Source organism: Halomonas sp. 18071143, assembly GCF_019211725.1.
Lineage (GTDB): Bacteria > Pseudomonadota > Gammaproteobacteria > Pseudomonadales > Halomonadaceae > Vreelandella > Vreelandella stevensii.
The window spans coordinates 368,362-380,929 of the sequence record NZ_CP078120.1 but is presented as its reverse complement, the minus strand read 5'-3'; the positions used below and the strand labels follow the sequence as shown (position 1 = coordinate 380,929).

At 61.4% G+C, this 12,568-nt stretch carries 10 protein-coding genes; 8 read left to right on the top strand and 2 right to left on the bottom strand.

Annotation, left to right across the window (positions count from 1 at the left end):
* Nucleotides 1-10 precede the first annotated feature (10 nt).
* Nucleotides 11-979 (top strand): LysR family transcriptional regulator, encoded by a 969-nt coding sequence (locus KVY02_RS01890; protein ID WP_218314201.1) that lies wholly within the window; start codon nucleotides 11-13, stop codon nucleotides 977-979.
* 97 nt (nucleotides 980-1,076) lie between these two features.
* The gene (locus KVY02_RS01885) at nucleotides 1,077-2,033 is read left to right on the top strand and encodes a calcium/sodium antiporter (RefSeq protein ID WP_218314199.1); all 957 of its coding nucleotides are present in this window, start codon (nucleotides 1,077-1,079) and stop codon (nucleotides 2,031-2,033) included.
* Here KVY02_RS01885 and KVY02_RS01880 read toward each other — a convergent pair.
* Entirely contained in the window at nucleotides 2,030-2,965 is a 936-nt protein-coding gene (locus KVY02_RS01880) for a TAXI family TRAP transporter solute-binding subunit (protein ID WP_256357550.1), read from the bottom strand. The genes KVY02_RS01885 and KVY02_RS01880 overlap by 4 nt on opposite strands.
* 321 nt (nucleotides 2,966-3,286) lie before the next feature.
* Here KVY02_RS01880 and KVY02_RS01875 point away from each other — a divergent pair, with 321 nt between their 5' ends.
* The 6 genes from KVY02_RS01875 (at nucleotide 3,287) to nhaD (ending at nucleotide 10,858) form a co-directional block, all read left to right on the top strand.
* Nucleotides 3,287-4,054, top strand: coding sequence for an HAD family hydrolase (locus KVY02_RS01875; protein ID WP_100731971.1), 768 nt, complete (start codon nucleotides 3,287-3,289; stop codon nucleotides 4,052-4,054).
* Nucleotides 4,055-4,073: 19 nt separating this feature from the next.
* Nucleotides 4,074-5,672, top strand: a complete 1,599-nt coding sequence (locus KVY02_RS01870; RefSeq protein ID WP_016915893.1) for an ABC transporter substrate-binding protein — start codon at nucleotides 4,074-4,076, stop codon at nucleotides 5,670-5,672.
* A 14-nt stretch (nucleotides 5,673-5,686) separates the two neighbouring features.
* Nucleotides 5,687-6,646 (top strand): ABC transporter permease, encoded by a 960-nt coding sequence (locus tag KVY02_RS01865; protein WP_016915892.1) that lies wholly within the window; start codon nucleotides 5,687-5,689, stop codon nucleotides 6,644-6,646.
* A gap of 45 nt (nucleotides 6,647-6,691) precedes the next feature.
* Entirely contained in the window at nucleotides 6,692-7,531 is an 840-nt protein-coding gene (locus KVY02_RS01860; RefSeq protein ID WP_100731973.1) for an ABC transporter permease, read from the top strand.
* Nucleotides 7,524-9,137, top strand: coding sequence for an ABC transporter ATP-binding protein (locus KVY02_RS01855; protein WP_100731974.1), 1,614 nt, complete (start codon nucleotides 7,524-7,526; stop codon nucleotides 9,135-9,137). Before KVY02_RS01860 ends, KVY02_RS01855 begins: the two co-directional genes overlap by 8 nt.
* Before the next feature lie 242 nt (nucleotides 9,138-9,379).
* A complete protein-coding gene (nhaD, locus tag KVY02_RS01850) occupies nucleotides 9,380-10,858 on the top strand; it encodes a sodium:proton antiporter NhaD (RefSeq protein WP_218314195.1) in 1,479 nt (492 codons plus the stop codon).
* 77 nt (nucleotides 10,859-10,935) lie between these two features.
* Here nhaD and KVY02_RS01845 read toward each other — a convergent pair whose 3' ends face one another.
* Nucleotides 10,936-12,561: a putative bifunctional diguanylate cyclase/phosphodiesterase gene (locus tag KVY02_RS01845; RefSeq protein ID WP_256357549.1), complete on the bottom strand. Its 1,626-nt coding sequence runs from the start codon at nucleotides 12,559-12,561 to the stop codon at nucleotides 10,936-10,938.
* Nucleotides 12,562-12,568 lie beyond the last annotated feature (7 nt).

Here is a 12,568-nt window from a genome sequence, read left to right as displayed (position 1 = left end):
GGCTGTCTTCGTGAATATCCGCCATCTGACCTTTCGTCTGTTGCAAGTGTATGTCGCCGTGGTGCGCCATGGCTCGATCAGCGAGGCCGCCCGGCAGCTGCACCTGACACAACCCACCGTGTCGCAGCAGTTGAAGCGGCTGAGCGAGGCCATTGGCAGCCCGCTGCTGGAACACCACGCTCAAGGGCTGACCATGACCGCCACGGGCCAGGCGCTGTATCAGGCCAGCCGTGACGTATTGGGGCGCTTCGATGATTTCGCGGACCAGCTCAGCGATTTGCAATATGGCAGCAAGGGGCGCTTCAGCATTGCCTTGGTGAACACGGCGCAATACGTGCTGCCGCGCCTGCTGGGCCCGTTCAGCCACGCGTTCCCCGAGGTGGACGTCACCGTCAATATCGGCAATCGGCGGCAGGTCCTGGCTCGCTTCGAGCGGCGCGAAGACGACTTGTATATCTTCAGCCACCCCCCTGCCCTGGCCCACGCCGTGGCGGCCCGCTTCATGCGCAACCCGCTGGTGGCCATTGCTGCCGCCCATCATCCGCTGGCCAGCCAGCCAAACGTGACCATGGAGCAACTGCTCGGTGAGCGCCTGCTGCTCCGCGAGCCTGGCTCGGCATCGCGCATGCTGCTGGAAAGCTGGCTACAGGAGCATGGCCTGACCATGCGCAAGACCCTGCAAATGGCCAGTAACGAAGCCATTCGCGTGGGCGTGGCCGCCAACATGGGGGTAGCGGTATTGTCGGAGCATGTGCTGCCCAACGAGCACTCCGAACTGGCCGTACTTTCCATCGCTGGCTTGCCCATCGAAAGCCATTGGCAGTTCATCGTGCGCAACGACCAGCGCTTGCCCCCCACTGCTCAGCGCTTTCTGCACTACGTGCATGAGCATTTAAGCCAATGGATCGAGCCACGCTTCGTATGCAACGAATTAGGGCTTTTACTGGAGGCCTACCCCACCTTCCCGGTGCGCGAGTGAGCCATCAAGCAAAGACGTTGCAGCCCTCTTCAATCCCGCTATGTTGACAACATGAGGCCCGATACCAGGTCAGGCCATTGAACAAGGAAGCGACACCATGCTGTATGGGCTGAGCCTGCTGGCAGGGATTGGATTACTGTTTCTGGGCGGTGAAGCGCTCATCCGTGGAGCCGTCGCCAGCGCACAGCGCATGGGCGTCTCTCCGTTATTGACCGGGCTGGTAGTGGTGGGGTTTGGTACCTCCGCGCCCGAGCTGGTGGTATCGGTGGACGCAGCGCTTCGTCAACAGCCGGATATTGCCGTGGGCAATATCGTGGGCAGCAACATCGGCAACATCTTGCTGATTCTGGGCTTGTGTGCCGCCATCTGCCCCATGACCGTACAACCATTGGCACTGCGCCGGGATGGCGTGGTCGTCGTGGCGGCCAGCGTGCTGTTCATCGTGCTCTCATGGGGGGGAGCATTGGGGGAATGGCAGGCCTTGCTGCTGCTGGCCTCATTGGCCGCTTACCTGGTGTGGGCCTATCGTACCGAGCGCAATGTGCCGCAACCTGCCGGTGAGATGCACAGCGCTGAAGCCGAAGAGGTGTCGGCGGTCCCCACGTCTACCGGCATGATCGTCACGGCGCTGGTCGTGGGGCTAGGCATGCTGATTGGTGGCTCGCAGCTGCTGCTATACGGCGCCATCGGGCTGGCGCAGGCCGTGGGTATTTCGCAAGCGGTGATTGGCTTGACCATTGTCGCGGTGGGCACCTCACTACCGGAAATGGCGGTATCGGTCATTGCAGCCCTGCGCCGTCATGCCGACGTTGCCGTTGGCAACATCCTGGGCAGCAATATCTTTAACGTGCTGGGCATTCTGGGCATTTCCGCCCTGCTGCAACCCCTGCCCATCGCCGCGCGCGTCGGCCAGTTCGACCAGTGGGTCATGCTGGGGTCGGCAAGCTTGCTGCTGCTGTTCCTGTATACCGGCATGCGCCTTTCACGCGGAGAAGGGGCGGCGCTGCTGGCGGGATATGGCGCTTATATTGCCCTGAGCTTCACGGTCTTCTAACGCAACGCTTCCGGCAGCTCGATGTTGGCCTCGTCGTAGTAGCGCAGCGCACCGGGGTGCAGGTCCACCGGCAGGTGGGCCAGCAGTTCAGCGGTCACACTGCCCCACCAGGGTGATGTCTCCGTCAACGCGGCCTGCTGCTCCCAGAATGTCTTGGTCAACCGGTAGGCCACGTCTTCGTCCATGTGCACCGTGGCAAGCGCGAAGACTGGCGACGACGTGGTCACCACCCGCTTGTCGATGCCTGGGTAAGTACCGCCGGGAATGATCTGGCGTACGGCCCCTGTGCGCTCGACCTGCTCATCGGTCAAGCTGATCAGCGTAATGGGCACCAGCGACGCTGTCTCCATCACGTTGGGAGTAGGAAACGAACTGGCCGTGACGTAGGCATCGATACGTCCATCCCGCAGGGCCTCGGACGCATTGGTGATCGAGGCATCGGCCAGCCGCACCTTGCCCGCCAAGCCAAACAGTTCGAAGTAGCGCGCTGCTTCGCCCGAGCTGAAGGTGCCGCGCCCCAACAGCACGTGTTTGCCCTCCAGGGCTTCGATGGGTGCCGTGCCTCGATCACCGGCCATCACGAAGTGCATGGTCAACGGGGGCACCGGAAACAGTCCCCGGATGGCCGCAAAGTGCTCCGGGTCGCGGCCTGCAAAGGGGCCTTGCCCTTCCAGCGCCTCCGCGATCAAGGCAGGCGGTGCGGTAAACACATACAGCCCTTGGCGGTGCATGACCTCCATGATGTTTTGCACCGACCCCTGGCTCTCCTCGGAGCTCAGGAGCAGCGCACCAGCACTGCCTGCTTGTATGGCCTGCGCCAGCTCTCCGCCCATTTGGTGATAAGCGGTACCCGCGAGAGCAGATTTGTAGGTGACTCGGATAGGGGGCTCGGCCAGCGCAGGTGAAGATAACAGCGCGACAGCAGCGAGCATCAAACCAGCCAAGCAATGGAGAGAACAAAGAGAAGCGCGCATGAAAGTTCCTTGGCGGGTCCGGGATGCCTTGTCAGGCCTGATTTTTATAGGCGCATTGTAGACGTGACTGGCCAACCCCTGCGACCCCCCTTCAACTTGACATCAACGATAGGAATGCTCAGGATAAATTTTTATTTTCAATTGAACGTTCAAAAAAAATCCTTGGTAATGGTTTGGGTGATTTTCACGCTGCCTGACACGGCTAGTGTCATGAAACCCGTGTAACCTATGTGCCATTGTCACCTTCATGAGATGGCTGCATCACAGCCCTGACACTTTATGCCCCAACTCACCTTGCACGGCGCGACTTACGATATCGATGCCATTTTGTTCGACAAGGACGGTACGCTGCTCAATTTCGGCGACCTCTGGATTGGTTGGTTCGACCAGCTGGTCACGACCCTTAACCAAAGCCTTCCCGAGGCACACGCGCTATCGCACCAAGCGCTCTACCCTAGGGTAGGCATCGATCCTGAGCAGCGCCTGTGGGACCCCACCGGCCCGTTGACCATTGGCTCATTGGACGATATTGCCACCATCGTCTCGCTTAGCCTGTTCGAGGCGGGCGTCGCCTGGAATGACGCTACTCAGCTATCCCACGATGCCATCGCCCGCCTGGCCGACACGCTGGACTGGCCCAACTGCGTGACCCCCGTAAAGGGCCTGATGAACTTCGTAGCGCAGGCACGACAGGCGGGGATTGCGCTGGCGGTGGTCACCTCCGATGACGCCCACAATGCGCATTTGCATCTAAAGCTGCTCTCGCTGGCCGATGCGTTTTCTGCTGTGTTGGGGCATGATCAAGTGTCGCGCGGCAAGCCCTACCCGGAGATGGCGCTACTCGCCTGCGAACAGCTGGGCACGGCACCGCAACGTACGCTGATCATCGGCGACTCCAATGGCGACATGGCCATGGGTCAGGCCGCCGGTCTGTTGGGCGGTATCGGTATCTGCGCCGCTCCTCACCTGGACGGCTCCCACCTTACCCACGCGGATCACGTGATTCGTGACTATGACGAGTTGACTATCGCACGGCCTCATCATTAATCCATCAAGGGAACACACCATGCATCCAACACTCGAGTCTCTCACCCAGCAAGCAAAACGCGGCCAGCTGTCGCGCCGCGACTTCATGCGTCGCGCCATGGCTCTGGGCATTGCCGCGCCCTTTGCTGGCTCGCTGCTCTCCAGCCAGGTATTGGCCAGCACGGGCACTCCTCAACGCGGCGGTATTCTGCGCGCCGGTATGCAAGGCGGGGAGTCGACGGACAGCCTTGACCCAGCCAGCTGGACCAGCCAGGTGCAGCACTCCTTCGGGCAGTCCTGGGGGGAAGCCTTGACCAATGTTTCACCAGAAGGCGAGCTGGTACCCCGCCTTGCGGAAAGCATTGACTCTTCCTCGGATGCCAAGACCTGGGTCTTCAAGCTGCGCCGTGGCGTGCTGTTCCACGATGGCCAGGAGATGACCGCCGACGACGTCGTGGCCACGCTGGAACGCCATTCGGACGAGAGCTCGCAGTCCGGTGCGCTGGGCATCATGCGCGGCATCGAGTCGATTCGCGCCACGGATACCTACGAAGTCACCATCGTCACGCTGGAGCCCAATGCCGACCTGCCGTTTTTGCTTTCCGATTACCACCTGATGATTCAGCCGGGCGGTGGCAAGCAGGACCCAGCCGCAGGCATCGGCACCGGCCCCTACAAAGTGGTGGAGTTCCAGCCCGGCGTGCGCCAGATCGCCGAGCGTTTCGATGGTTACTGGAACCCGGACGAGTACGGCTTCGCCGACCAGATCGAGATCACCATCATCAACGACCCGACGGCGCGCATCTCGGCGCTGCAGAGCGGTCAGGTGCACATGATCAACCGGGTCGAGCCGCGGGTGGTGGACATGGTGCAGCGCCTGCCCAACATCGTGATCAACAACACTTCCGGGCGTGCTCAGTATGTCTTCCCCATGCACTGCGACACGGCGCCGTTCGATAACAACGACCTGCGACTGGCCCTGAAGTACGCCATCAACCGCGAAGACATGGTCGAGCGTATCCTGCGCGGGTATGGCAGCGTGGGCAACGATTTCCCCATCAACGCCGCTTACCCGCTGTTTCCCGACAGCATTCCCCAGCGGGAATTCGACCCCGAGCGGGCCAGCTATCACTACAAGAAATCCGGCCACGACAGCCCCATCGTGCTGCGCACCTCCGACGTGGCCTTTCCCGGTGCCGTGGATGCCGCACAGCTGTTTCAGCAGAGCTGCGCCCAGGCGGGCATCAACATGGAAGTCCGCCGCGAGCCCAGCGACGGCTACTGGTCGGAAGTGTGGAACAAGCAGCCCTTCTGCGCCTCCTACTGGAGCGGCCGCCCCACCCAGGACCAGATGTACTCCACAGCGTACATTTCCAGCGCCGACTGGAACGACACCCGCTTCTTCCGCGAGGACTTCGATGCCCTGGCCCGCGAAGCACGCGGCGAGCTGGATACAGACCGCCGCAGCGAGCTGTACCACGACATGGCCATGATCGTCCGCGACGAAGGCGGATTGATTCTGCCCATGTTCAATGACTACATCGAGGCCACTCTGGACAACGTGGGCGGCTGGTCAGCCAACCCGATGGGCGAAATGATGGCAGGCTTTGCGCTTTCGAAGTGCTGGTTGACGTCATAACCCGGAAGGCTGCCATGAACTCTTTTGTCCTTAAACTGATTGCCCAGCGCTTGGCGCTGGGCCTCTTGCTCCTGCTGGCCGTGTCGGTGCTGATTTTCGCGGGCACCGAGATGCTGCCCGGCGACGTGGCCCAGTCGATTCTGGGGCAAAGCGCCACGCCCCAGGCCGTCGACAACCTGCGCAGAGAACTGGGCCTCGACCAGCCCGCCTGGTCACGCTACATCGACTGGCTGGGCGGCATTCTGCAAGGCGATCTAGGCACTGCCCTGTCCAACCGTCAGGATATCGCCCAGTCTCTTTGGGGCCGCGCAGGCAACACGCTGTTTCTAGCCTTCTGGACAGCGATCGTTGCAGTGCCGCTGGCCATCCTGCTGGGGCTGGTCGCCGTGCGCTACCAGAGCCGCTGGCCGGACCGGGTGATTTCCGGCTCCACGCTGACCGCCATTTCCCTGCCGGAATTCTTTATCGGCTACCTGCTGATCTACCTGTTCGCCGTCCAGCTCAACTGGTTTCCCAGCGTCTCCACGGTGCATGGCGGCATGAGCCTGGGTGAACGTCTGCACGCCATCGCACTGCCTGCGGCCACGTTAACGCTGGTGATTCTAGCCCACATGATGCGCATGACTCGGGCCGCCATTCTCAACGTCATGCAGTCGCCCTATATCGAAACCGCCGAGCTCAAGGGGCTGGGCTCGTTTCGCATCATTGCCCGCCACGCGTTTCCCAATGCCATCGCGCCGGTGGTCAATGTGGTGATGCTGAACCTCGCCTTCCTGATCGTCGGCGTGGTGGTGGTCGAGGTGATTTTTGTCTACCCAGGCATGGGGCAGTACTTGATCGACCACGTCTCGAAGCGCGATGTCCCGGTGGTCCAGGCGGTGGGACTGATCTTTGCGGCGGTGTACATCGGACTCAATATGCTGGCCGACATCATTGCCATCCTGACCAACCCACGCCTGCGTCATCCCAAATGACCGGCTGCTTGCCAGGCCACAGTGACCAGACAGGAACGTAACACCATGTCGAAACCCTTAACGCTGCTGAAGCGCATGCCCGTGACCGCGCTGGTCGGGCTGCTGCTGACCTTCAGCTTCTTGATCATGGCGATATTCGCCCCTTGGCTGGCGCCCTACAGCATGTCCGAGAGCGTCGGCGACATGTGGATGGGCCCGTCTGCCGAGTTTTTGCTGGGCACCGACAACCTGGGCCGCGACTTACTCTCGCGGCTGATCTACGGTGCCCGTACGACCATTACCATTGCCGCCCTGGCCACGGCGCTGGCCTTTTCGATTGGCTCGGTGCTGGGCATTCTGGCGGCCGTCTATGGCGGCTGGATAGACCAGCTGATTTCCCGAGGGGTCGATATCGTGATGTCGATTCCCACACTGATCTTTGCGCTGGTGATCCTGTCGGTCATGCCCAGCACCCTTCTCATGTTGATTCTGATCATGGGGGTGCTGGACTCCACGCGCGTGTTTCGTATCTCCCGCGCCGTGGCGGTCAACATCAACGTGATGGATTACGTGGAAGCCGCACGGCTACGCGGTGAAGGCAAACGCTGGATCGTCTTTCGCGAGATTCTGCCCAATGCGCTGACGCCCCTGGTGGCCGAGCTGGGCCTGCGGTTCATTTTTGCCGTGCTGTTCTTATCGTCGCTGTCGTTTCTGGGCCTGGGGGTACAGCCTCCGGAAGCCGACTGGGGCAGCATGGTGCGCGAAAACCGACAGGGCATCGTGTTCGGCGTTCCCGCCGCCCTGATTCCCGCCGCCGCCATTGCCGTGCTGGCGATTTCGGTCAATCTGGTGGCCGACTGGATCCTGCGCCACACCACCGACCTGAAAGGAGGCCGCAGTGGCTGATACGCTGTTGACGATTCGCAACCTGACCATCGATGCCACGGCCTACCCGCCCGGCGAGCCGCCCCAGGAGATCAACATCGTCAAAGGGGTCGACCTGACGCTGGAGCGCGGCAAGGTGCTGGGGCTGATCGGCGAATCCGGGGCAGGCAAGTCCACCATCGGACTCTCGCCGGCTGGCTATGGCCGGGGCGGCATACGCCTGGACGGCGAAGTCTGGGTCAACGGCCGCAACATTCTCGACGGCTCGCCCAAGGCGCTGCGCCAGCTGCGCGGCAAAGAAGTGTGCTACGTGGCCCAGTCGGCCGCCGCCGCGTTCAACCCTGCCCATACGCTGATGGAACAGGTCATCGAGACCACCCTGCTCCACGGCCTGGCCAGCCGCAAGGAAGCCGAAGCGCGCGCCGTGGAGCTGTTCCGCCAACTGGGCCTTCCTGACCCGGAACACTTTGGCAGCCGCTACCCGCATCAGGTCTCCGGCGGCCAGCTGCAGCGGGCCATGACGGCCATGGCGCTGTGCCCCGAGCCCGACCTTATCATTTTCGATGAGCCGACCACCGCACTGGATGTGACGACCCAGATCGACGTTCTGGCCGCCATCAAGCATGCCATCAGCAAGACGGGAGTGGGCGCGCTGTATATCACCCACGACCTGGCCGTGGTGGCCCAAGTGGCGGACGACATCATGGTGCTGCGTCACGGCGCCATGGTGGAGTACGGCCCGACGCGGCAGATCATCGAGGCCCCTCAAGAGCCCTACACCCAGGCGCTGGTCTCGGTGCGCTCCATCGATCATGCCGCCAAGACGCCGGAAGAAACGCCGGTTCTGGCCATCGAGCAGGTCAGCGCCGCCTACAGCAACAGCGCAGGCAACGTGCTTCACGAGGTCAGCATGGCGGTCAGCCCTGGCCAGACGCTGGCCATCGTCGGGGAGTCCGGGTCGGGCAAATCGACCCTGGCTCGGGTGATCACCGGCCTGCTGCCGCCCAACCAGGGGCAGGTCAGCTTCCAGTCCCGGGCCCTGCCCAACACCCTGGGCGAGCGCGGCAAGGAGACGCTGCGTGAACTGCAGATGATCTACCAGATGGCCGATGTGGCCATGAACCCACGCCACACGGTGGAAACCATCATTGGCCGACCGCTGACGTTCTATTTCGGCCTGAAAGGCAAGGCGCGACGCCAGCGGGTCGTCGAACTGCTCGACGAGATCGAGCTGGGAGAAAGCTTCATCGACCGCTACCCCGCCGAGCTGTCCGGGGGGCAGAAACAGCGGGTCTGCATTGCCCGCGCCCTGGCGGCCAAACCCAAGCTGATCATCTGCGATGAAGTGACCAGCGCCCTCGACCCCTTGGTGGCCGACGGCATTCTCAAGCTGCTGCTGCGCCTGCAGGAAAGAGAGAACGTGGCGTATCTGTTCATTACCCACGACCTGGCCACCGTAAAAGCCATCGCCGACAGTATCGCGGTGATGCACCAGGGCAAGGTCGTCCGCTACGGACAGCGTGATGAGGTGCTCGCCCCGCCCTTCGACGACTACACCCAGACGCTGCTGGCGTCGGTGCCGCAAATGAAGCTGGGCTGGCTGGAAGAGGCCATGGCTACCCGCTAACGCGGGTTGCGCCGCTCACGTTTGCCCGTGGGCGAGTGAGTGGCGCAGGCCAGTCTTTACTCATGACACTGTTATGAGTGCTTTACTATTAGCGAAACGGATAATTTCAAAAAAAAGACGTAATCGCTTACGCCCTGTCGCTTTTCATTCGGTTTTATTCCGTATTGCAATGCAATATAGCTTGTTAAACTGGCGTGGCTTATTAACCCCTTTCTTCTCATCATTATAAGGATAAACACGCCATGTTGACGTTGCATCATGACCCTGGCCAGCCCCGATGGACTCGTGGCTGGCTTTTTTTGTTAGCGGCTTTGCTGCTACTGGCAAGCCCGGCCGCCTTCGCGGTGACCGGTGAGATCGACTTGACCAGTTCTGCCATTGGCTTTTTTGCCGTAACCATCTTCGTGCTGGCCTACGCGTTGGTCATGGCCGAAGAGAAGATCCACATGCGCAAGTCCAAGCCCGTGCTGGTGGCAGCAGGGGTGATATGGGGACTCATTGGCTGGGTGTACGTCCAGAACGGCATGTCGGAAACGTCGGAGTATGCGTTTCGGGTGACACTGCTGGAGTTCACCGAGCTAATGCTGTTCCTGCTGGTCGCCATGACCTATATCAACGCCATGGAAGAGCGCCGCGTCTTTGATGCACTGCGCTCATGGATGCTGCGCAAAGGCTTTAATTACCGCACGCTATTCTGGCTGACGGGTGGTTTAGCCTTTGTACTTTCGCCTATTGCCGACAACTTGACCACGGCACTTCTGATGTGTGCCGTTATTACTAAAGTGGCAGAAGGCGATAAACGCTTTATCAACTTGGCGTGTATCAATATCGTGGTGGCTGCCAATGCAGGGGGCGCTTTTAGTCCCTTCGGCGATATCACCACGCTGATGGTCTGGCAGGCGGGTCTGATTCAGTTTCAGGAATTCTTCATCCTGTTCATTCCCTCGCTGATCAACTTCCTGGTACCGGCCGTCATCATGAGCCTGTTCATCAAGAACCAGAAGCCCAACAGCGTCTATGAAGACGTGCAGCTCAAGCGCGGTGCCCGACGCATCATTGCGCTGTTCTTGTTCACCATTGCCACTGCCGTCGCGTGCCATACGCTGCTCCATCTGCCGCCGGTATTGGGCATGATGACGGGGCTTGGGTACCTGCAGTTCTTTGGCTACTACCTGCGCAAGAGCCTGCCTCGCTCGCTGGAGCGCAAGCGCGAGCGCTATAGCCGCCTGGGCGACAACAAAAAGCTGGAGCAGCTGGGTGGCGTGGTGCCCTTCGACGTCTTCAACCGTGTGGCCCGCGCCGAGTGGGATACGCTGCTGTTCTTCTACGGGGTGGTCATGTGCGTGGGCGGGCTGGGCTTCATGGGTTACCTGGGGCTGCTCTCGGACGCGCTATATACCAACTGGGACGCCACCTGGGCGAATATCACGTTAGGCGTGGTCTCGGCGGTGGTGGATAACATCCCGGTGATGTTCGCCGTACTCACCATGCAGCCGGACATGTCACACGGCCATTGGCTGCTGATGACGCTGACGGCTGGGGTCGGGGGTAGCCTGCTGTCGATTGGCTCGGCCGCTGGCGTGGCCGTCATGGGTCAGGCGCGCGGCTATTACACCTTCATGGGCCACCTGCGCTGGGCACCGGTCATCTTGCTGGGCTACATTGCCAGCATTATCGCCCACCTGTGGCTCAACGCAGGCAGCTTTTCGGTATACGGCTGAGCGCTGACGGCGGCCACCGTTCTGACAACGCCCACCCCCACCGGGGTGGGCGTTTTGCGATGGGTGCCTGTGCCAAGCTAGTAGGATTCGAACAGGTACTCGATTGGCGTAGGCCTACCAAACAGGTAGCCCTGATAGCGGTAGCAGCCGTGCCCTTTTAGCCAATCCAACTGCTCCTTTTTCTCGACGCCTTCGGCCACCACGGTCAGCCCGAGGCTGATCGCCAGAAGGATGGTGGTATCGACAATGGCCGCGTCGGTCTTGTCGGTCAACAGCTCACGAATGAAGGACTGGTCGATCTTCAACTCGTCCAGCGGCAGGCGCTTCAGGTAACTCAGCGACGAGTAGCCCGTCCCAAAATCGTCCAGCGCAAAGCGAATCCCCTGGGCCCTCAGTTTGAGCATGGTATTGCGCACCCGCGTCGGCTCGCGCATCAGCAGGCTCTCGGTCACTTCCAGCACCAGCCGCCCAGGCGGCGCCTGGGTTTCGGCCAGCAAGGCTTCCACATTGCGCACGAACTCAGGCTGCTGGAACTGCACCGAGCTGACGTTCACCGAGATGGTCAATGCGGCGTAAGCAGTCTGGTGCGACCACTTGGCCAACTGCTCGCACGCACATCGCAAGACCCAATAGCCAATGGGCACGATCAGGCCGTTCTCTTCGGCCAGCGGAATGAACGTGCCCGGCGACACCCAGCCACGCTGGGGGTGGTACCAGCGCAGCAGCGCTTCCACGCCGGTCGTCACCCCCTGATGATCCACCTGTACCTGATAATGCAGCGCCAGCTCCTGGCGCTGCAGCGCCTGATGCAGATCGCCTTCCAGGCTTGCCCGCTCCAGCACGCTGGTCTGCATATCCACATTGAAAAAACGCAGCGTATTGCCGCCGGCTGACTTGGCTTGCTGCAGCGCCATGTCAGCCTGTTGCAACACGCCGTTCATGGGGTTGCCAGCCCCGTTGAAGAGCGTAATGCCCACACTGGCCGTAATGGGGAGTGCCCGGTCGTTGCGTAACTGGGAGATGTTATCCAGCAGTTGGCGGGCCACGCGCTCGACGTAGGAAGCAGCGTCATGCTGCTGCTCTCCCAGCCGATTGATCAGAATCACGAACTCATCGCTGCTGAAGCGTGCCAGGGTGGCGTCCTCGGTCAAGCGCTGCTGCAGGTTTTCCGCCACGTTGATGAGCAGCTGCTCGCCGCTGTCGTGGCCCTGAATGTCGTTGACCAGCCGGAAATTGTCGAGGTCCACGATCAGCAGGGCGCTATAGCCCCCGGACGGGCAGTGGGTGGCCTCGGCCAGCGATTCGAGCAGCAGGCGACGGTTGGGCAAGCCGGTCAGGGCATCATAAAAGGCCAGGTGATGGGTGCGCGACTGCATCTCCAGATAGTCGGTCAGCTCGGTGGAAATACCGCATAGGCTGGGCGCTTCCCCCGGTGACATGATCAACGGCATTTTGACCGACAGGAAGGTGCGCACCCGCTCCTCTCCCTGCAGCACGTTGTGCTCTTCGACCGTTGTTTTCTGGCCTGTGGCCAGCACCTGGCGGTCCACTTCAGCCATTTCTGCAGCGCTGGCCGCATCGAAAAAAGCATCGTCCCCCCGACCGACGATCTGCTCGACAGGCCGGTCGAACAGATGGTCGGGTAGACCGGACGATTGCTCGTTCCGGCCCCCCACAGATCCGAGCGTGCGCGATTGACGCACTCGGCTC

Coding starts and splice junctions, on each gene's coding strand:
- KVY02_RS01885 (WP_218314199.1), top strand. CDS start 1,077: ATGCTGTATGGGCTGAGCCTGCTGGCAGGGATTGGATTACTGTTTCTG.
- KVY02_RS01880 (WP_256357550.1), bottom strand. CDS start 2,965: ATGCTCGCTGCTGTCGCGCTGTTATCTTCACCTGCGCTGGCCGAGCCC.
- KVY02_RS01875 (WP_100731971.1), top strand. CDS start 3,287: ATGCCCCAACTCACCTTGCACGGCGCGACTTACGATATCGATGCCATT.
- KVY02_RS01870 (WP_016915893.1), top strand. CDS start 4,074: ATGCATCCAACACTCGAGTCTCTCACCCAGCAAGCAAAACGCGGCCAG.
- KVY02_RS01865 (WP_016915892.1), top strand. CDS start 5,687: ATGAACTCTTTTGTCCTTAAACTGATTGCCCAGCGCTTGGCGCTGGGC.
- KVY02_RS01860 (WP_100731973.1), top strand. CDS start 6,692: ATGTCGAAACCCTTAACGCTGCTGAAGCGCATGCCCGTGACCGCGCTG.
- nhaD (WP_218314195.1), top strand. CDS start 9,380: ATGTTGACGTTGCATCATGACCCTGGCCAGCCCCGATGGACTCGTGGC.